A 20,065-nucleotide genomic window follows, 5' to 3' on the forward strand; every position below is an offset into this window, starting at 1 on the left:
TCAAACAAGTGCGGTGCTTTCTAAAATTTGGTTGGCGCGCGTTCGCGCCTCTGCATCAATGGCCAGTATGTCTTCCAGATTGACCGGCACAGCTGCCGTATAACGGCTTAAGGTGTCTTCTACCATTGCGGTAATCTGCATGAACCCGATCTGACCATCGAGGAACGCCGCAACTGCGACCTCATTTGCGGCGTTGAGAATGGCGGGTGCAGCGCCGCCTGCCTGGATCGCTTCTCTGGCCAGCCGCGTGGCCGGAAACCGGACTTCATCAGTTGGTCTAAATGTCAGCTCGCCAATCGCGGCCAGATCCAGCGGCTCAAGCGGAGTATCCATCCGCTTCGGCCAGGCCAGGCAAGAGGCAATCGGCACACGCATATCCGACGGTCCGAGCTGCGCCAGAGTGGAACGGTCCCGGTATTCAACCATCGAATGGATTACGCTTTGCGGGTGCACAACGATGCGCAATTTATCGAGGCCCACCGGAAACAGGTGATGCGCTTCGATAAATTCCAGCCCTTTGTTCATCATGGTCGCGGAATCGACGCTGATCTTTGCGCCCATGGACCAATTGGGGTGAGCAACCGCCTGTGCAGGAGTGGCCGCTTTAAGCTGCTCGGGTGTCCAGGTGCGCAGCGGGCCGCCGCTCGCAGTGAGCGTGATGCGCGACACTTCGGTGATATCGTTGCCCGCCAGGCACTGAAAAATTGCGTTATGCTCGCTGTCTGTCGGGAGCAGCGTTGCGCCATGCCTTTGCACTGCCGACATCAAAACTTCGCCTGCTGAAACCAGCGCCTCTTTATTGGCGAGCGCGATCGTACCGCCTCGTTCCACAGCCGCCATGACCGGGCCAAGTCCGGCGCACCCGACAATCGCTGCGACGGTCATATCCACCGGGCGCGAAGCCGCCTCGCAAAGCGCCTGAGCCCCGCCAGCGGTTTCGATATCGGTGCCGGAAAGCGCGCTGCGCAATTCGCTCAGACAGCTTTCATCACCGACCACAGCGAGTTTTGCGTCAAATTCGTGCGCGAGCTTTGCCAATTCTGCGGCAGAGCAATTCGCGGTGAGCGTATCGACGTGCCACAAATCCCGATTTCGCCTGACCAGGTCAAGGGTGGATGCGCCGATGGAACCTGTCGCGCCAAGTATGGTGATTGAACGGGTCACAGCGTCATAATCCCAGAAAAGCGGGTGCAACCGCAACCACAAACAAGACAAAGAAAACGGCAAGGAAGCCGTCAGCGCGGTCAAAGACACCACCATGGCCCGGTATCAAATTGCTCGAATCTTTTACTTTGGCCCGGCGTTTCATCCAGCTTTCAAAAAAATCTCCGGTTTGGGCAAGCACGGCAATCAATGTGCCAGCAATCATCGCGGTCGCCAGATTGAACCAGGCAAAACCGTCTTGCGCAGCGGGGCCAAAATCCGTCAGCTCGATCCCTATCCCGAGGGCGCTCGCAGCGAGAGCTCCGCCGCAAAGCCCAGCCCACGTTTTTGACGGGCTGATGGAGGGTGCAATTTTAGGGCCGCCGATTGCGCGTCCCATGAAATACGCACCCACATCCACTGCAACGACGGGTGCCAGAAACACCAGCAAAACCTCAAGCGGGCCGTAGCTCATGCGCACCTGTATCAACGCGAGCGCGGCGGCGCTGACATAGGCAGCGCCAAAGAACAGCCATGTCACCTCTGCCAAGGCGGATGTGCCAAACGCCCGGACAAGCCTATTCCATTCCCACAAAACCAGCCCGGCAAGCAGCGCGACAAAGCCGACCCACCACCATCCGCCAAGCCAAAGCGCGGCGCTGACAATCAAAACCATAACGATGCCAGAGACCAGCCGGACCGGCAGATCGCTTACACCTTTGGCCAGTCTTGCAGATGCGTCCTTACCGCCTGTCTCTTCAAGCGATTTGCTGATGAGTTCTTCGAGCCGCTGCCTAACGTCCGCCATAGCGCCTCTCCCGTCGGGCGAAATCGTCTAGCGCCTCTGTCAGATGTTCGGGCTTGAAATCAGGCCACAGCGTGTCAACGAACAGCATTTCGGCATAGGCGGCCTGCCACAGCAGAAAATTCGACAACCGAATTTCGCCGCTGGTCCGGATCAACAGATCAAGCGGCGGAAGATCAGCGGTATCGAGTTGCGCCTCAATCGCGTTCGCTGTGACTTCACCCAGTACAGCGGCCTTTGCCGCGGCGCGGGCAATTTCGTTCTGCCCCCCGTAATTCAGCGCCACTGCAAGCGTGCGGGAGCCGTTGGCCGTTTGCGCCAGAGCGTCTTCGAGCATGGCGACGATATCCGGTGCCAGCCCCTGCCAGTCACCTATGATTTTGAGCTTCACATCGTTGGCAACAAAATCGGGCAGGTCAGATTTGATGAACTTGCGCATCAAATTCATCAAATCATCAACTTCGTCCTCCGAGCGCTTCCAGTTTTCCGAAGAAAACGCGTAAAGCGTAAGGCATTCCAGCCCCATCGGTTTCAGACCGCGCACCAACCGGCGTACCGCCTCAACACCGCGCTGATGCCCGACAGCACGGGGCATCCCGCGCTTTTTGGCCCAGCGGCCATTGCCATCCATAATGATCGCGACGTGACGAGCGTGTCCCCCGCCTATCCGGGCATCAGCGTGTTCGCCGGTTTGAACAGGCCCCTCGCCCATGTGGTCTCCCTGCCTCGCCTGCCTTATTGGGTCAGAATTTCCTGAATTTTCTTTTCAACCGCTGCGTCCGTCTCTTCGACATATTTGTCGGTCAAATCCTGCACCTGCGTTTCGAGCCTTTTGCGGTCGTCTTCGGAAATCTCTTTTTTCTTCTCGTCACCTTTCAGCGATTCATTGGCATCGCGCCGGACATTGCGAATCGCGATTTTGGCTTTCTCGCCATATTCGCCAGCGATTTTTGCCAATTCCTTGCGCCGCTCTTCGTTAAGGTCGGGCATGGGCAGCCGAATGGTCTGGCCATCCGTCATCGGGTTCAGGCCAAGGTTCGCCTTTGAAATACCCTTTTCAACCGCAGACACGTTTGATTTGTCCCACACTTGCACGCTCAACATGCGCGCTTCGGGCGCAGAGACGGTGGCAACCTGCGAGATTGGCATCATTGCACCATAGACCTCGCATACAACCGGATCGAGCAGGCTGGTGTTGGCCCGGCCCGTACGAAGACCCGAAAGATCACTCTTCAGCGCCTCAACGGCGCCGTTCATGCGGCGCTCAATATCGGCCTTCTCATATTGCGGCATGGCTTACGCTTCCTTCTGTACTATCGTCTGAGTGCCCTCGCCCGAAAGGACGGTAGCAACATTGCCTTTTTCACGGATCGAGAACACCACTATCGGAATGTCGTTCTCGCGGCAAAGCGCAACTGCAGTTGCATCCATTACCTTTAGATTTGCTGACAGCACCTGATCATACGAAATCGTTTCAAAGCGTTTCGCGTTGGGATTGTGCTTTGGATCGCTATCATAAACGCCGTCCACGCTAGTGCCTTTAAGCAGCGCGTCGCAATTCATCTCTGCCGCGCGAAGAGCGGCGCCGGTATCGGTGGTGAAGAATGGGTTGCCTGTACCGGCCGCAAAGATAACGATGCGCCCTTTTTCCAGGTGCCGTTCGGCCCGGCGGCGAATATAGGGTTCGCACACACTGCTCATCGGAATAGCCGACTGCACGCGCGTCGGCACGCCCTGCTGCTCAAGCGCGTTTTGCATGGCCAGCGCGTTCATGACCGTCGCCAGCATACCCATATAATCGCCCGTGGTCCGGTCCAGACCGCGCGCCGCGCCTGCGACACCGCGGAATATGTTACCGCCTCCGATCACAAGGCAGACCTCAAGGCCTGTCGCCTGCGCGGCTTTCACTTCTTCTGCAAGACGCGCAACATAGGCCGGATCGATCCCGTATTCCTGTTCTCCCATCAAAACCTCTCCCGAAAGTTTCAGAAGAACGCGCTTGATTTTTGGAAGAGCCATGGTGTCAGGTCACTCGTGTCTGGAATAATCGCTGACCCGCCCTTATCCGGCACACACCGCGCTGCCAAGAGGGCGCTGGTCAAATAGGGCGAAACAATGCTGCGAACATTGATAATACTGGTTCTTGTGGTCACGGCGGCAGCGGGCGCAAAGGTATGGCATGACACAATGCGCGATCCCGTGGTTCAGCGCCTTTCGATTGTCAGCAAAGCGCTTGATCCGGGAACCGCGCCGATCACGATTGCGCTCTTGGCCGATATCCATGTTGCAGGGCCGGATATGCCACCATCGCGGCTAAACCGTATCGTCGGCCAAGTGAACGCATTGCAGCCAGACCTTGTCGCGATTGCAGGCGACTTGATTAGCGAAAAACGCACCGCAACGCATGTCTACACACCCGAAGAAATTGTTGCGCCGCTTGGGAAAGTGAATGCGCCGCTTGGCGTGGTCATTGTGCCGGGCAACCATGATCACTGGTCAGATTGGTCGGCATTGCGCAAACAGATCGCAAAGCACCCTCACCTGACTGTGCTGGCCAACAGCGCCGCACAATTCGGCCCGCTTGCCGTGGGCGGCTCGGACGACGCATTCACCGGCAGAGATGATCTGGAGGCGACATTCGGGGCAATGGCGCCTTTAACCGGTCCGCGTATTGTCGTCACACACAGCCCGGACATTTTCCCTCAGGTGCCGGTCGATGTGGACCTTACCCTCGCCGGGCACACGCATTGCGGACAGATCGCCTATCCGCGGGGCGGAGCGCCCGCCACCATGTCAGATTATGGCGATCTGTATTCATGCGGAGTCAGCCGGCAGCATGGCAAGACAATGGTGACCAGCGCGGGACTTGGCACAAGTTTGCTCCCGATCCGCCTGTTCACTGCGCCGGAAGTCTGGCTGATAGAAATACGGCCGCCGCAGCGGTGAGCTGCGGCGGCCGTTACTTCTGATTGACAGTGAAGCCTTAGCCGCCGACGGCAGCTGCCACTTCTGCTGCGAAATCGCTCTCTTCTTTTTCGATGCCTTCGCCAAGCTGGTAACGGACGTAATCGGTCAGCTTGACCGAGCCGCCATTATCCTTGCCGAATTTGGTAACGACGTCTTCGACGGACGATTTGTTGTCCATCACGAACATCTGGCTGAGAAGGGCGTTCTCTTTCGCGAACTTCTTGATTGCGCCTTCGACCATTTTTTCTTGCACATTTTCAGGCTTGCCGCTTTCGGCAGCCTTTTCCTGTGCGATGGCGCGCTCGCGCTCGATCACATCCGCGTCGAGGCCGTCTGCGTTGAGAGCTTGCGGGAACATTGAAGCGATGTGCATGGCAAGCTGTTTACCGAACGGTTCGAGCACGTCAGCGCCAAGGTCGCTTTCCAACGCAACCAGAACGCCGATCTTGCCAAGTCCTTCGGCAGCCGCGTTGTGGACGTAAGAAACAACGGCGCCGTGCGGCACGGAAACGTTCTTGATCCGGCGAATCTGCTGGTTTTCACCGATGGTTGCGACGTTATCGGTCAGCTTCTCGGCAACAGTGCCGCCTGTTGGATAATCGGCTGCCTTCAGCGCTTCGACATCGTCTGCGCCAAGGGTGAGAGCGACGCCGGTCGTGCTGCGAACGAAATCCTGAAACTTGTCGTTTTTCGCGACAAAATCGGTTTCCGAGTTCACTTCAACCGCAACGCCTTTTGTGCCTTCGACAGCAACGCCGACAAGACCTTCAGCCGCAGTACGGCTGGATTTCTTCTGAGCGGTCGCAAGACCCTTGGCACGCAGTGCATCGACAGCAGCTTCGATATCGCCGCCCGCTTCGGTCAGCGCCTTTTTGGCGTCCATCATGCCTGCGCCGGTTTTCTCGCGCAGTTTCTTCACATCGGCGATAGAGAAATCAGCCATGGGAATTTCCTTTGTAAGGTTGTGGGCGCCGGGCCCAGTCAGGGTAAGCCCGGCGCGCTGTTATAAGATTGTGACGCGCACTTTACGCGCATCGATACAATTTATGCTTGGGCAGCTTCGGCAGGCGGGTTGGCCATTGCGCCAACGTCTTCGCCTGAATCGGCAATCGCGCCGCCTTTGCCAACGGTCGATGCATCAGCAATCGCCTGGCAATACAGACGGATTGCGCGGCTCGCATCGTCATTACCTGGTACAGGAAACGCAATGCCGGTTGGATCGACGTTGGTATCCAGCACGGCAATCACCGGGATACCCAGAACTGCGGCTTCTTTAATAGCCAGGTCTTCTTTGTTGGCATCAATCACAAACATGACATCAGGAATGCCGCCCATGTCGCGGATACCGCCAAGCGAAAGCTCCAGCTTGTCACGCTCACGCGTCAGCTGAAGAACTTCTTTCTTGGTGAGGCCGCTGGTCTCGCCCGAAAGCTGTTCTTCAAGCGTCTTGAGACGCTTGATCGAACCGCTGATGGTTTTCCAGTTGGTCAGCATCCCGCCGAGCCAACGGTGGTTTACAAAGTGCTGGCCCGAAGAGCGCGCAGCTTCTGCGATAGGCTCTTGAGCTTGACGCTTGGTGCCGACGAACAGAACCTTGCCGCCCGAACGAACAGTCTGCTCAACGAAATCGAGCGCGCGTGCGAACAGCGGAACCGTTTGCGACAGGTCGAGAATGTGAACACCGTTGCGGTTGCCGAAAATGTACGGCTTCATCCGCGGGTTCCAGCGGTGGGTCTGGTGGCCGAAGTGTGCGCCGGCCTCAATCAATTGCTGCATCGTGACGGTAGTGGCCGCCATAGGTAATTCCTTTCCGGTTGGTCCTCTGAAAAGCTTGGAACTGCTGGCGGAGATCCCGCTGGCAGCACCGGTATGAAGCGCTTTCCATGTGAATTTCGCGGCCCCGACAGACCGACGATTCGGTCAGGCACGACTGCGATGAGCGGCGCTTACCCGCCTTCGCCCACAAAATCTAGTGGAATTACGATAACAGGAACACAAGTGGAACAAATCTCTTGACTAGGGAGAACACTTATAGAACAAAGGCTGCAGAACAAAGATCGAACGCCGGAGCTTACCCGATGATTGCAATGACCCTGACAGCCCTGATTACAGCGATTGCAATTGCGACTGCGATCACTCTTGTCGATTGCTGGCTACGCGCCCGGTCGGCCTATGCGTCTCTTAAACGCCAAAGTGCATTGGCGAAGGCGGGTTTTGTGCCGCAGGTAGAGGCTCGGATTGTCAGACTCCGTCCAACAACGCCCCGGCCTGCTGGGGCTACGCGTCCGTTTGCGCGGCGTCTACCGAGCCAGTCCGATGTTCCTGTTCCCGCGCTCGGCGCCGCTTGATCGATCCATATTTCACCAACGCATAAGGCATCAGCAACAGGTATCCTGCGCTGATCACGGTAAGCGACCACCATGGTTCCAGAATCAAAGCAGCAAAACCAATTCCTGTAAAAGCGATTAGGCCCAGGCGAATACCCCGGCGGGGCCGTATCGCCAGCCAGCTTAATGTTGCCATGTTCGAAATCAGCAACATCGCGATCAGCGTCAGCCAGACCGACAGCAAGATCGGATCGCGAAATTGCTCTATGCCGGTCGCTGTCCAAAGGTAAAATGGCATAAAGGCCAAGCAAGCACCGACCGGCGCCGGAACGCCTGTCAAAAATCCAGCCGATTTGTGTGGCTGCTCGTCCACATCGATTTGCGCGTTGAAACGGGCCAATCGCAGCGCACAGCAGATCGCGAATGCCAGTGCCGCGAACCAACCGAAATTTCGCAAATCCTGCAATGACCACATGTATAAAATGATCGCAGGTGCCATTCCAAAGGATAGCGAATCTGCAAGACTATCCAGTTCCGCACCAAAGCGCGATTGCGCATTGAGCAGGCGCGCAATTCGTCCGTCGATCCCATCCAGAATACCGGCCAGCAAAACTGCGAGAATGGCAAACGCCCATTGCCCTTCAATCGCGAAACGGATGCCAGTCAGCCCGGAACACAGCGCCGCAGCTGTTATGGCGTTCGGCAGCATCGCCCGAAGGCTTATACCGCGTGCATCCGGCACATCTTTCGCTTCCTCACCCTCGGCCGCTTTTGGGCCAAGACGAGCACTATGAGAGCGCACCGCTTTGGGTAAATGCGGTTTCTTCAAAGGGCTCTCTTGCTGCGCAGGATCACTGCGCAATGCCCTCTAACAGCCCTTGGGATGCCCCAACGTCGGCAAGGATCGTCTCACCCGCGATACAACGCTGACCCAATAGAACTTTTGGCTCGGTGCCTGCCGGAAGATAGACATCGACCCGGCTACCAAACCGGATAAGGCCGACCCGTTGCCCGACAGCTACAGTGTCACCGGGCTTTACAAACGGAATAATCCGCCGCGCTACGAGGCCCGCGATCTGCGTAAATCCGATCGCAACACCATCGGTCCGCTCGATCAGGATATGCTGACGCTCGTTCTCTTCGCTCGCCTTGTCCAGATCGGCATTCATGAATTTGCCGGGAATATACACGAGCCGCCGAACCGTACCGGCGATAGGCGCGCGGTTGATGTGAACATCAAACACGCTCATAAAAATCGACACGCGCGTAACCGGACCTGCGGCTAGGCCGGGGAAGCCCGATCCGTCGTCTATCTGCAATTCGGCTGGTGGTTCGACCTGAGTGATCAAAGATACCAGACCATCAGCGGGGGCAACAATCGCGCTTTCAGCTTGCGGCACAACGCGCTCTGGATCACGGAAGAATGCAAACACGCCGATTGAAAGCAACAGCATCGGCCAGCCGATGATCTCCCAATCGAGCACGAGCAACGGCACAAGACTGATCGCAATCGCGATCACCCCGTATTTACGCCCTTCGGGATGGATCGGCGGCCAGCTCCAGCCAGCTTCGCCGCGTCCTTGATTATCGAGAATTTCGCCTGCCATGCATTGCCATCTAGGGTTTCAATCGCTGCCCCGCAAGCGACCTCATGCGCGATACATCAGCAAATACCCGACTTCTATCGAATCACCTGCCAGCTTCAGGAGGCATAATGCGGCACCAGAACATGTGCGGGCGCTTCACAACTTAGTAAGATATTTACCCTAATTCACGCCGGTAATGGACAACGCGATAGACATTTCGGGCGAAAGCCAACCGGTGCAAAATCTCGCAGCCCGATTGCTCGGAGAGATGCCGATCTATGTGATCGGCGTGGCAATCATGGCACTTTGTATCGGCCTGCTGCTATCACAAGGGGTATCCCCCAGCGTCAGCGGTGTGATCGAAAATGCCCGGATTTTCGGGATGTTCGTGATGATCCTTGTCGCTTTTGACGCCGCCTGGCAGCTCAATCGCAACCGGCCCAAAAGCCCGACAGCCTTTCTTAAAGACCGCTACACAGCCCAACCTTTGTGGAATGTAATTCTTAGCGGTCTGCCAATGATGGCAATCGCAATCATCGCCCTGCCCTTCTTTTCAAAGATGAAGTCGGCCATTCCGCTGTTCAATGAATATACGTGGGATCAGAGTTTCATCGAATGGGATCAGGCGATTTTTTTCGGATATGACGCATGGCAAGTCATGCAGCCAGTGCTCGGTTTTCCTGTCGTCACCGCCTTCCTCGCCTTTCTGTACCATATCTGGTTCCTGCTGCTGTATCCCGGCGTCATGTTTTTCGCGTTCTACCGGATGGATAGCACGCTGCGCCGCCAATTCTTTCTGACCTACATGCTCAGCTGGTCCCTGATCGGCGGTGCGATGGCGACATGGCTTGCCTCGGTCGGTCCGGTGTTTCTTGAACCGATGCTGGGCAACGGCCATTTCAACGCTCAAATGGCGTATCTCAATGCCGCGAATGAACAGATCCCGATCATGACATTGCGCGTTCAAGGGCTGTTGCTAGAATGGCACGGCGCATCATCGAGCGGTCTGGGCAGCGGCATTACCGCCATGCCGAGCATGCACTGCGCCATCGCCTTCATCTACTGGCTCGCAGTGCGCCACATCCACAAAGGCTGGGGCATGTTTTTCGGCGCGTTCTTTATCATCACATGGATCAGCAGCGTTCACCTCGCCTATCATTATGCGGTGGATGGGCTGGTCTCTTTGATCGCGGTCGCGGTCATCTGGTGGGCCGCGCGTTACATTATCGCGGCATGGGATAGCGTCGCGGAGCGTCAGGCAACCTTGCGCACAAACACCGTGCCAGCTGAATAACCCGCACCAAAGCTGCAAATCAGCCCGGTATCCCCGGCTTTCAAATCATCGCTATTCAAGTGAAAGGCGATGATTGAGCCTGCGCTGGATGTATTGCCATAGGTGTCGAGCACAGTCGGGCTTTCGTCGTCGTTCGCTTCATGGCCCAGCACTCTTTGGGCGATAAGGCGGTTCATCCCGGCATTCGCCTGATGCAGCCAAAGCCGCCTCAAGCTTGCCGGGTCCATCGCAAGCCGCTCTGCTTCGTCAACGATCATCTGCGCAACCATCGGGACGACTTCTTTGAAGACCTTCCGACCCTCCTGCACAAACAGCTTATCCGCGCCATCGGCATTCTCGGGCGCAGCGCGATTGAGAAAACCGAAATTATTGCGGATATTGTTCGAAAACACCGTCTTGAGTTTCGTGCCGAGGATTTCCCAATGGGTTTCCGGCGCGATCCCGGCATCTTCGACCAAAACCGCCGTGGCTACATCGCCAAAGATGAAGTGGCTGTCGCGGTCGCGCCAATTGAGATGGCCCGACGTGATCTCCGGGCTGACGACAAGCACACTTTTCGCGTGGCCTGCGCGAATATAATCCGCTGCGGTCTGAATCCCGAACGTGGCTGAGGAACACGCGACATTCATATCAAAGGCAAAGCCATCAATCCCGAGCGCCTGCTGAATCTCAATCGCCATCGCCGGATAGGGGCGTTCCATATTCGATGCCGCGCACAGGACTGCATCGACATCGCCGGCATCACGGCCCGCCCGTTCAAGCGCCTGTTTCGCTGCGGCCAGCCCAATCTCAGCCATCATCGATAGCTCATCATTGGTCCGCTCTTCCCATCGCGGGCTCATCGTTGCGGGATCAAGCACAGGCTCTTTCGCCATCACATGGCGCGCTTTGATACCGCTCGCTTTTTCGATGAATTCAACCGACGAATGGCTGAGCGCTTCGGCCGTGCCTGCTGCGATGGCGGCGGCATTTTTTGCATTATGGCGATCCACAAATGCATTGAAACTCGCAACCAACTCTTCGTTTGTGATGACTTCCTTGGGCGTAAACAGCCCGGTGGAGGAAATGACAGGACGGTGGGTTAGTTGCATGATACGCACGGCTCTCTGTTGTTGGGTTGCGAGCAATAAGCCCCAGAAAGACGCCTCGCAAGAGGTGTGACCTTCAATTCAGATCACGAAACGGGCCAAAGCTCTTCGTAAAACGCCCCAGACTGGATGCGACCGTGGAGAAATCTGCGAATCCCTGCTCACAGAATGAGCCCGCCAAAAGTGACATAAAGTCAAAAGCATGGGTGGTGGACAGGATAGGATTCGAACCTATGTACGCTTGCGCGGGCAGATTTACAGTCTGCTGCCTTTAACCACTCGGCCACCTGTCCACACCATGCCATGCAGGATTAAATCGCTGCTTTGCCGGGATTCGTGCCAGACCGCTAGGCGATCCGGCGCTGCCGAGAGGCGACCCTTTGGCGAAGCGGCGCTTGCCTGTCAATGGGGGTGCTGGCAGGGGAGCCACATGAAACGCATCAGCAGGAGCAATTATGGCGAAGGGTGACCGCAAACGCGCACTAAGAGGCCGCGCGGGCCGAATGAAAGGTGGCCGTGGATCAGGGCGCGGTACAACCGGCCATGTCCGCCTCTGGGGCCGCCATCCTGTTGAGGCTGCATTGAAAAATCCGGCTCGTCAGCACCGAAAGCTGTGGGCTACGCGTGAGGCAATTGAAACGCTGGACGGCGAGCTGCCGGTCGATTTTCCCATTGAATATGCCGAGGTTACCGATCTTGCGCGGCTGGTCGCGAAAGATGCCCCGCATCAGGGGCTCGTGCTTGAGTGTGAGCCGCTGGACGGCATATTCCTCGATGATGTTGCCACCGGCGATCCCGCCCGCCCTGTTGTAGTGCTGGATCAGGTTACCGATCCGCATAATGTTGGCGCAATCTTGCGCTCGGCTGCGGCGTTCAATGCTGCGTGTATCGTGACACAGGATCGCCATGCCCCGCCTGAAAGCGGCGTATTGGCAAAATCCGCCTCCGGCGCGCTTGAAACGGTTCCATGGATACGGGTCGTCAATTTGTCGCGGGCGCTCGATGATCTGGCTGAGGCGGGATATTGGCGAATTGGCATGACCGGCGAAGCAGATGCCACTTTGGCCGAGGCGTTGCCTGCCGGACCGGTCGCGATTGTACTGGGAGCAGAAGGCGAAGGGATGCGGCACAATATCGAGCAGCATTGTGATGCGCTGGCGAAACTGCCAATCTCGTCTGTGATTGAAAGCCTGAATGTATCGAACGCGGCCGCTATTTCGCTCTATGCTGTTGCAACCCGATCCTAAGCAATCCGATCCTAAGCAATTCCACGGATGATGAACGAATGACGAAACCAACCTCGATCCGCCTTTCCGCAGCTGGTTTACTGGCTTGCCTATCGCTGATCTTGTCGGGTTGTTTCATAACTCCGGGGAAATTCACCTCTGAACTGATCCTCCAAGAAGATGAAACCTTCACATTTACGTATGAAGGCGAGATCTTCTTTCTCGGCCTATCGAGCATCGCTCAGATGGGCGCCGCAGCAGAAAATTTCGCGCAGACCGAATGTTATGATGAAGAAACATTCGAAGAGCGCGAATGCACCGAGGCAGAAATCGCCGAGCAACGTGAAGAGTGGGACGCCAGCACAGAAATGCGGGCTGCTGAGGCCAAGGAAAAGGCCGAGCAGCTCGCTGCGATGACCGGCGGGATTGACCCGAACGATCCTGAGGCCGCAGCCGATCTGACCCGTCTGTTGTTGCGTCACAAAGGTTGGCAGAGGGTGGATCCAAAAGGAAACGGCGTTTTCGATATCAGTTACAGCGTGACTGGAAGCCTGACTCACGATTTCATGTTCCCGATTATCGAAGGCTTTCCGATGACCAATCCGTTCGTTCAGATGCATATTCGCGATGAACAGGTCGTGCGGATCAATGCGCCCGGCTTTGCCGCTCAGAATGACGAGAACCCGATGGGCTCGATGATGGGCGGAATGGCCGGATTGTCGGGGCTGGCAGGGCTTGCGGCGATTGGCAGCGAGGGTGATCAGGCAGCAGACGCCATCCCCGAAATCCCGCAGTTGGAAGGCGTTTTTTCGATTGTTACAACCGGCAATATGAAAATTCGCGCCAACAATACAGATGAAGGCGCAAGTCCTACACCGACTGGCGAGGTGCTGACATGGGATATTTCGGCACGCACGAAATCTGCGCCGACAGCCTTGATCGCCATCGGGCAATAAAATCGCAAAATACCAACAATAAATAAAACCCCGCCGGGCGGTCTGCCTGGCGGGGTTTCAGATTCAGTGTTGAAGGCGGTGTTTCGCCCCGCTGAACCAAATCGCGGTTTTAATTCACCGCGTCTTTGAGGCCTTTACCGGCCTTGAACTTGGGTTGGTTCGATGCCTTGATCGTCATCGGCTCGCCGGTACGCGGATTGCGACCGGTCGAGGCTTTGCGACGCGCGACCGAGAACGTCCCGAACCCGACCAGACGCACTTCGTCACCGCCTGAAAGTGCCTTTGTGATGGCATCAAAAACGCCTTCAACAGCGCCTGCTGCATCATTTTTGGAAAGGCCGCTCGTTTCGGCAACAGCGCTGATCAGATCATTTTTGTTCATCTTGAGGTCCCCTACTCTTAAACTTCGTAATATTATCACATGTTCTCGTTGGACGATTTTTATGAATCGCCGCTTCGGATGGCTCCGAATTGAGCCTGTTTTAAGAAAGCTGTCAAAGGCAAATAACGCAGAAACGCGCCGATTTTATGCTCAAATTAAGCAAATGCGACAAACCGAGGCGCGCGCAATTGCTGCTCTCTTTCAGCTGCAAATGCCGCTTATGATCAGCTGGTGCGACCCCGCCGTGATTCGCGACACGAAGGGGACGCTTTAACCGATCAATGTGCGGTTGGCACGTCCGAAGCGCCTGCTCCTTGTGATTGTGCACCCGGTTGTGATGCCAAATCATCAGCTTCGGTCCATTCAATCGGTGCCGGCATCTCAGTCAATGCATGTTCCAATACAGCATCCACGTGACTGACCGGAATAATCTCCAGCCCGTCTTTCACTTTGTCCGGGATTTCCGCGAGGTCTTTGACGTTTTCCTCGGGGATCAAAACAGTCGTGATGCCGCCGCGCAGCGCCGCGAGCAATTTCTCTTTAAGTCCGCCGATGGGCAGCACCCGGCCGCGCAATGTGACTTCGCCGGTCATCGCAACGTCAGGGCGCACAGTGGTTCCGGTGAGCGTTGATACGATTGATGTGACCATCCCGATACCGGCGCTCGGGCCATCTTTAGGCACGGCCCCTTCGGGCAAGTGAATGTGAACATTCTTGCGCTGGAACAAAGATGGCTTGATCCCGTAGGCTGGCGCCCGCGCTTTCACAAAGCTAAAGGCTGCGGCGACGGATTCGTTCATCACTTCGCCCAGCTTACCGGTCGTCTTCACCTCGCCTTTGCCTGGTGTGGTCACGCTTTCGATAGTCAGCAGTTCCCCGCCGACCGAAGTCCAAGCAAGGCCGGTAACCGCCCCAACCTGCGCTTCCTCTTCGCTCATCCCGTGTTTGAATTTGCGCACGCCGGCAAAATCGCCCAGATTTTCAGGCGTGATCCGGATACTCGTGGCTTCTTTCTCAAGGATTTTGCGAAGGCTCTTTCGCGCTAAACGTGCAATTTCACGCTCAAGCGTACGAACACCTGCTTCGCGCGTGTAATACCGGATGAGATCGCGCAAACCTTCTTCGGTCAGCTCGAATTCTTCGGGTTTCAAACCGTGCTGTTCGACCTGTTTGGCGATCAAATGGCGTTTGGCGATTTCGACCTTTTCGTCCTCTGTGTACCCTTCCAGCCGGATGATCTCCATCCGATCAAGCAGCGGTTGCGGCAGGTCGAGGCTGTTGGCGGTCGTGACAAACATGATATCGGACAGATTAAGATCCAGCTCCAGATAGTGGTCCTGAAACTTGTCATTCTGTTCCGGATCGAGAACCTCTAACAAGGCCGACGCAGGATCACCGCGGAAATCTTGCCCCAGCTTGTCGATCTCATCGAGCAGGAACAAAGGATTGCTGGTCCCCGCCTTTTTGAGATTCGTGACAATCTTGCCAGGCATGGATCCGATGTAAGTCCGGCGGTGCCCGCGGATTTCGGCTTCATCGCGCACGCCGCCAAGCGACTGGCGGACAAATTCACGACCCGTCGCCCGCGCAATGCTTTTGCCGAGCGAGGTTTTACCAACACCGGGAGGACCGACGAGGCAAAGGATCGGACCTTTGAGTTTGTTCGTGCGGGCCTGCACGGCAAGATATTCGATGATCCGGTCCTTGACCTTTTCAAGCCCGTAATGATCGGCGTCGAGGATTTCCTGCGCTTTGCCGATGTCTTTCTTGACCTTGGATTTCTTTCCCCACGGCAGCCCTAAAAGCACATCAAGATAATTGCGAACCACGGTCGCCTCGGCGCTCATCGGTTGCATACCTTTAAGCTTTTTCAGCTCGGTCGATGCCTTGGTCTTGGCCTCTTTGGAAAGCTTGGTCTTCTCAATTTTTTCAGTCAGCTCGGCGATCTCGTCGGGCTCTTCGCCGTCACCGCCGCCCAGCTCGCTCTGGATCGCTTTGAGCTGTTCATTGAGATAATATTCGCGCTGCGTCTTCTCCATCTGCCGTTTGACCCGGCCGCGGATTTTCCGCTCGACCTGAAGGACCGACAGCTCGCCTTCCATAAAGGCCATGACCAATTCCAGCCGCTTTAGCGGGTTCGCTTCGGTAAGCAGCGATTGCTTGTCTGATACTTTCGCGCTGATCGCTGCAGCGATCATATCGCCGAGCTGTCCGGCATCATCGACCTCGCCCAGCTCGACCGCAGCATCATCGCCCATTTTCTTGTTGAGCTTTGTATATTCTGCAAATTGTTCGGAAACCTGCCGCATCAAAGCGGTGACTTCGTTGCCAGCTACCGTCTCCGGTTCAAGCAGATCAACCTCTGCCAGAACATAATCACCTTCGGCGCGCAAATTGGCGATCTTGGCGCGATGTGTCCCTTCGACCATCACGCGCACGGTGCCGTCAGGCAGTTTCAGCATTTGCAGAACCTGAGCAACCACGCCCACGTCATACAGATCGTCACCGTCGGGATCATCGCAGCCCGGATCAAGCTGAGCCAAAAGGAAGATATCCTTGCTCGCTTCCATCGCCGCTTCGAGCGCGGCTACCGATTTATCCCGGCCCACAAACAGCGGGACAACCATGCCGGGGAAGACGACAATGTCGCGCAGGGGAAGAAGGGGGAAATGCTGTGTCATATTCATATATCCGCAAGCGCCATGGCTCTGTATTGAGTGGCGCGTCTTTGACAGGAATATGGGTAGCCACCCCGGCTGACGCAACGCGCAGTTTGAAATTCCGTGTGGATGACCCGGATTTATCGCGGATCAGAAACGTTACACCGGATGACCATCATGCCTGTGTTTATCAAAGGTGTAAAAACAACTGAAAGTGTATCGCAATCCTGACGTGATTGGCTCAACCCCGTGCATGTATTGGTTGGTCGATGGGAAATAGGCGAGCATGCGCGGTTTGATTTCAGGTTTCAGCCCGCGTTCGGGGAAATGTATCCCGCCGCCTTCATATTCGTCATTCAGGTAAATAATCGAGGCAAACGCCCGCCAAGGCGTGCCATTGGGCCGGCCATCGGGCTCCATACAATCGGCGTGAGGGCTTTGATTGTCCCCCGGTCTCCACCGCACCAATTGCAGCGTGTCGGCATAGACCGGATCGGTGATCTCATAATGCGATCTGATATGCTCGGCTATTCGTTGGCGAATCTTCGCCATCAGCTTGAGTATTTTGGGCGACATCGACCGCGGATTGATCAACCGGCCATGCCATACGTCCTTTTTCGGAAGGTAAGTTTCCCAAGGGGCATCGGGGCGGCGCGCATAATCGCACAGCGCGGCTCTTTCTGCTTCCGATATGAAGTCAGGGACAATCCCGATCGGCTTGCCGTTCAGGCTGCTCGCATGACGCACCACTGAACCTTCATCGGGCCGGCGAATGCGTATTTGAGCAGGGATGCCGCCTGCCATTCCGGGAAGGACAGTCGGGCTTGGCACAGCCGCGCCTAGCCCAGAAAAACCGGGCAATATCGCGCCTGGATTGGGATCGAATTTGCGCCCGGTCATCCCCTCACTGCCTTTCCGAATATCGCCCGGCTTTGATTTATCCCATTCCTGGCAGGTTAAAGCCCGGAGGCAGACCCATGCCGCCCTGCATTTCTTTCATTTCATCGGCGGAGACACGGTCAGCTTTATCGCGCGCATCGTTGAATGCTGCGGTAACCAGATCTTCCAGCATCTGTTTTTCTTCAATCTTCATCAGGCTATCGTCGATGGCGACGCCCAAGATGCGGCCCTTTGCCGTCGCCCGCACTTTGACCAAGCCGCCACCGGACGCGCCCTCGACTTCGATATTGTCGAGCTTGACCTGCATGTCGTTCATCTGGGTCTGGATTGTTTCGGCGGCTTTTTGGGCCGCCTGCATCATTTCTTCCATTGATTTCATAGGGAATGCTCCATCAATTCCATTTGCTTCCGGCCGCACGGGCGATTTTGCCATCATCCGCGATCAGTTCGGCATCGGGGAATGCCTCCAATGTGGCTTTCACCAGCGGATCAGACAAGATGCGATCTCTCGCGGCGCTCTTTTCCGCTTCTTCGACCTCTCTCAAGGTCGGCTGCGCATCGCCGCTGCCTTTTTCGACCAACCAGCGACGTTTCTTGATCTGGAACAGGGCATCGCGGATTTCGGGGCCCGGATCATCGGGAAAATTATCCGCCTGTTCGAAAATCAGTTTGTCAGGGCCCAGTTCAATCACCCGCACCCGGCTGCGCATCAATTCGGCAACATGCATCTTGCCCGCGCGATCCACTTCATCAACGAGTGCCGCCCAATCCTGTGCGCTGCCTATATGCGGCGTTGCTGCGGCATTTTCGGCGCTGGGGCTGCCGCTTTCAGACTGCGATGATACCGCCGGAGCAGGCGCGCGATTGGCCAGCTCTTCGATGCGTTTCGCCAGTTTTCCGGGATCAGGAAGCTCGGACGCATGAAGCACCCGAAGCAACGCCATTTGCGCCGAAACCAGCGGATCAGGCGCTTGGCGCACCTCATCGTGCCCCTTCAGCAGCAATTGCCATAGACGGTGCAATTCACCCGCGCCCAATCGTGCGGCGAATTCACCCAGAGCCGCGCGCTCTTCTTCACTCGGCGCGTCGGCCTCGGCGCCCGAAACCTGCGCTACGGTGATCTTATGGACCAGATCCATCAGAGCGCGCATCAGCGCGAGCGGCTCAACACCCAGCGAATATTGCTCGTCTATCGAAGCAAGCAAAGCCTTTGCATCGCCTTCGAGCAGATGAGAAAGCAGATGCCGCTGAGCGCTTTTATCAGCGAGGCCCAGCATGTCCTGCACACGCTCCGCAGTGACTTTGCTGTCCTCATCCAGATCGGCATGGGCAATCGCCTGATCAAGGATAGACAGGCCATCGCGCACCGAGCCTTCGGCAGAAGCAGCAATAATCCGTAGCGCCTCGTCTTCGGCTTCGACGCCTTCGAGGCCGCAGACTTTTCCGAAATGTGATGCCAGCAAGTCCGAAGGGATGCGCCGCAAATCGAACCGCTGCGTCCGGCTAAGCACGGTCACTGGCAGCTTTTCGACTTCGGTAGTGGCGAACAGGAATTTCACATGCGCAGGCGGCTCTTCGAGGGTTTTGAGCAGCGCATTAAACGCATTGCGCGACAACATGTGAACTTCGTCAATGATGTAGATTTTATACCGCGCCGAAACCGCCGCGTAGCGCACCTGTTCAATAATATCGCGAACGTCATCAACCCCGGTATGCGAGGCCGCATCCATTTCGATCACATCGATATGCCGACCCTCCGCAATGGCGGTGCAGGGCTCGCATTGACCACAAGGGTCGATGGTTGGACCACCCTCGCCATCTGGACCTACACAGTTAAGGGCCTTTGCAATGAGACGCGCGGTCGAAGTCTTTCCGACTCCGCGAACGCCGGTCATCAAAAATGCATGCGCCAGCCGATCGCGCTCAATCGCATTGGCAAGCGTGCGGACCATCGGTTCCTGACCGATCAGCTCAGAAAATGTTTGAGGCCGGTATTTGCGCGCAAGAACACGGTAAGGCTGATTTGTGTCGGCCTCTGTCGCTTTAGATGCCGGCTCTAAAGCGGGCGTTGCAGGCGGGGTTTCAGCCGGTTCAGCCGCTGGTGCAGCGGCGTTATCAGGCGGTGTTTCCACAGATGCGGGATCGCCGAACATGGAATTCTGCCCCGCTGCCTCCAACTCGGCAGCGGTGGGGGCATTCTCTTCGCCGGTGTCGGGCGGATTTGGTTCGGAATCAGTCACCCCCGCAAGTTAGGCGCTTGCGCGGCGTTTGTCATGGCGATGATTGGGGAAAAACTAAAAGGAGCCGAGCGACCCGCCGCAATTCACCTGGGCTGCTTCCTTCCGGACCTGACCCGGTGAGCGAACGCAAACGTCCACCCGACTCCCGAACCGGCATATGGCGTGCAATCAACAAAAGTTCAACACCGGAAATACCGGCGCGATTTACTTAAAATTATCAGCGTAGGCCTGCAGCTTGAGGGTTTTTGGGGGTGTTGCGTGAACGCGCGCAGTAATACCGTATTTTTCAGCATAAGCTTTCGCGGCGTCTTTCGTAGGGAAATTCAATTTCACCTGCGCCTGCGTATCGCCGCTGCCTGTCCATCCCATCAAGGGATCCGCCTTGCGCGCTTCGCTCTGCTCGAACTCCAGCACCCAGGTGTCAATCTTGGCTTTGCCAGATTGCATTGCGCTTTTCGGCTGCTGATAAATACGTGCGCTCATATTTTAAG

The 20,065-nt window shown here is 56.5% G+C and carries 20 protein-coding genes, 1 tRNA gene and 1 other RNA gene; 4 read left to right on the plus strand and 18 right to left on the minus strand.

All coding sequences use genetic code 11. The annotated features are described in order from the left end of the window. Genes dxr through pyrH form a run of 5 tightly spaced genes read right to left on the minus strand, consistent with a single transcriptional unit; the run spans nt 1 to nt 3,967 of the window. On the minus strand, nt 1–1,164 hold the full coding sequence (gene dxr / locus FGU71_RS00245; RefSeq protein ID WP_234035568.1) for a 1-deoxy-D-xylulose-5-phosphate reductoisomerase: 1,164 nt from the start codon (nt 1,162–1,164) through the stop codon (nt 1–3). 4 nt (nt 1,165–1,168) lie between these two features. Next, a complete protein-coding gene (locus FGU71_RS00250; protein ID WP_142786716.1) occupies nt 1,169–1,951 on the minus strand; it encodes a phosphatidate cytidylyltransferase in 783 nt (260 codons plus the stop codon). Further along, the gene (uppS, locus tag FGU71_RS00255; protein WP_142786717.1) at nt 1,938–2,660 is read right to left on the minus strand and encodes a polyprenyl diphosphate synthase; all 723 of its coding nucleotides are present in this window, start codon (nt 2,658–2,660) and stop codon (nt 1,938–1,940) included. Before uppS ends, FGU71_RS00250 begins: the two co-directional genes overlap by 14 nt. Nucleotides 2,661–2,683: 23 nt before the next feature. Next, nucleotides 2,684–3,241: a ribosome recycling factor gene (frr, locus tag FGU71_RS00260; protein ID WP_142786718.1), complete on the minus strand. Its 558-nt coding sequence runs from the start codon at nt 3,239–3,241 to the stop codon at nt 2,684–2,686. A gap of 3 nt (nt 3,242–3,244) precedes the next feature. After that, nucleotides 3,245–3,967, minus strand: a complete 723-nt coding sequence (pyrH, locus tag FGU71_RS00265; RefSeq protein WP_142786719.1) for a UMP kinase — start codon at nt 3,965–3,967, stop codon at nt 3,245–3,247. A 96-nt stretch (nt 3,968–4,063) separates the two neighbouring features. Between pyrH and FGU71_RS00270 the strand changes: the two genes are divergently transcribed. After that, entirely contained in the window at nt 4,064–4,894 is an 831-nt protein-coding gene (locus tag FGU71_RS00270) for a metallophosphoesterase (RefSeq protein ID WP_142786720.1), read from the plus strand. Nucleotides 4,895–4,931: 37 nt separating this feature from the next. On the opposite strand, the gene tsf is transcribed toward FGU71_RS00270, so the two are convergent. The 4 genes from tsf to FGU71_RS00290 form a co-directional block, all read right to left on the minus strand. Continuing rightward, entirely contained in the window at nt 4,932–5,858 is a 927-nt protein-coding gene (gene tsf / locus FGU71_RS00275; RefSeq protein ID WP_142786721.1) for a translation elongation factor Ts, read from the minus strand. A 101-nt stretch (nt 5,859–5,959) separates the two neighbouring features. Then, the gene (gene rpsB / locus FGU71_RS00280) at nt 5,960–6,712 is read right to left on the minus strand and encodes a 30S ribosomal protein S2 (protein ID WP_142786722.1); all 753 of its coding nucleotides are present in this window, start codon (nt 6,710–6,712) and stop codon (nt 5,960–5,962) included. 480 nt (nt 6,713–7,192) lie between these two features. Then, nucleotides 7,193–7,984, minus strand: a complete 792-nt coding sequence (locus tag FGU71_RS00285) for a CDP-alcohol phosphatidyltransferase family protein (protein ID WP_407644405.1) — start codon at nt 7,982–7,984, stop codon at nt 7,193–7,195. 109 nt (nt 7,985–8,093) lie between these two features. Then, nucleotides 8,094–8,849, minus strand: coding sequence for a phosphatidylserine decarboxylase (locus FGU71_RS00290; protein ID WP_142786723.1), 756 nt, complete (start codon nt 8,847–8,849; stop codon nt 8,094–8,096). Nucleotides 8,850–9,024: 175 nt separating this feature from the next. On the opposite strand from FGU71_RS00290, the gene FGU71_RS00295 reads away from it, so the two are divergent. Then, nucleotides 9,025–10,122, plus strand: coding sequence for a phosphatase PAP2 family protein (locus tag FGU71_RS00295; protein ID WP_142786724.1), 1,098 nt, complete (start codon nt 9,025–9,027; stop codon nt 10,120–10,122). On the opposite strand, the gene FGU71_RS00300 is transcribed toward FGU71_RS00295, so the two are convergent. Beyond that, on the minus strand, nt 10,083–11,213 hold the full coding sequence (locus FGU71_RS00300; RefSeq protein ID WP_142786725.1) for a beta-ketoacyl-ACP synthase III: 1,131 nt from the start codon (nt 11,211–11,213) through the stop codon (nt 10,083–10,085). The genes FGU71_RS00295 and FGU71_RS00300 overlap by 40 nt on opposite strands. A 204-nt stretch (nt 11,214–11,417) precedes the next feature. Continuing rightward, nucleotides 11,418–11,503, minus strand: a tRNA-Tyr gene (locus FGU71_RS00305). Nucleotides 11,504–11,665: 162 nt separating this feature from the next. On the opposite strand from FGU71_RS00305, the gene rlmB reads away from it, so the two are divergent. Together rlmB and FGU71_RS00315 are read left to right on the plus strand one after the other, a co-directional pair. After that, nucleotides 11,666–12,457, plus strand: a complete 792-nt coding sequence (gene rlmB, locus FGU71_RS00310) for a 23S rRNA (guanosine(2251)-2'-O)-methyltransferase RlmB (protein ID WP_142786726.1) — start codon at nt 11,666–11,668, stop codon at nt 12,455–12,457. 38 nt (nt 12,458–12,495) lie between these two features. Next, nucleotides 12,496–13,392, plus strand: coding sequence for a hypothetical protein (locus tag FGU71_RS00315; protein WP_142786727.1), 897 nt, complete (start codon nt 12,496–12,498; stop codon nt 13,390–13,392). A 109-nt stretch (nt 13,393–13,501) separates the two neighbouring features. Here FGU71_RS00315 and FGU71_RS00320 read toward each other — a convergent pair whose 3' ends face one another. The 7 genes from FGU71_RS00320 to FGU71_RS00350 all read right to left on the minus strand — a co-directional run bounded on the left by FGU71_RS00320 (nt 13,502) and on the right by FGU71_RS00350 (nt 20,057). Continuing rightward, nucleotides 13,502–13,774, minus strand: a complete 273-nt coding sequence (locus FGU71_RS00320) for an HU family DNA-binding protein (RefSeq protein ID WP_142786728.1) — start codon at nt 13,772–13,774, stop codon at nt 13,502–13,504. Between the two features lie 278 nt (nt 13,775–14,052). Continuing rightward, complete coding sequence (lon, locus tag FGU71_RS00325) at nt 14,053–16,455, minus strand: endopeptidase La (RefSeq protein ID WP_142788891.1); 2,403 nt, start codon at nt 16,453–16,455, stop codon at nt 14,053–14,055. Nucleotides 16,456–16,593: 138 nt separating this feature from the next. Beyond that, nucleotides 16,594–17,334 (minus strand): 2OG-Fe(II) oxygenase, encoded by a 741-nt coding sequence (locus tag FGU71_RS00330; protein WP_142786730.1) that lies wholly within the window; start codon nt 17,332–17,334, stop codon nt 16,594–16,596. 37 nt (nt 17,335–17,371) lie between these two features. After that, the gene (locus FGU71_RS00335) at nt 17,372–17,713 is read right to left on the minus strand and encodes a YbaB/EbfC family nucleoid-associated protein (RefSeq protein WP_142786731.1); all 342 of its coding nucleotides are present in this window, start codon (nt 17,711–17,713) and stop codon (nt 17,372–17,374) included. A 13-nt stretch (nt 17,714–17,726) separates the two neighbouring features. Beyond that, entirely contained in the window at nt 17,727–19,574 is a 1,848-nt protein-coding gene (locus FGU71_RS00340) for a DNA polymerase III subunit gamma/tau (RefSeq protein ID WP_234035570.1), read from the minus strand. 54 nt (nt 19,575–19,628) lie between these two features. Then, nucleotides 19,629–19,723: signal recognition particle sRNA small type (gene ffs / locus FGU71_RS00345), an RNA gene on the minus strand. A 55-nt stretch (nt 19,724–19,778) separates the two neighbouring features. Then, entirely contained in the window at nt 19,779–20,057 is a 279-nt protein-coding gene (locus tag FGU71_RS00350) for an ETC complex I subunit (RefSeq protein WP_142786732.1), read from the minus strand. Between the last annotated feature and the right edge of the window lie 8 nt (nt 20,058–20,065).

This window comes from Erythrobacter insulae (assembly GCF_007004095.1).
Lineage (GTDB): Bacteria > Pseudomonadota > Alphaproteobacteria > Sphingomonadales > Sphingomonadaceae > Erythrobacter > Erythrobacter insulae.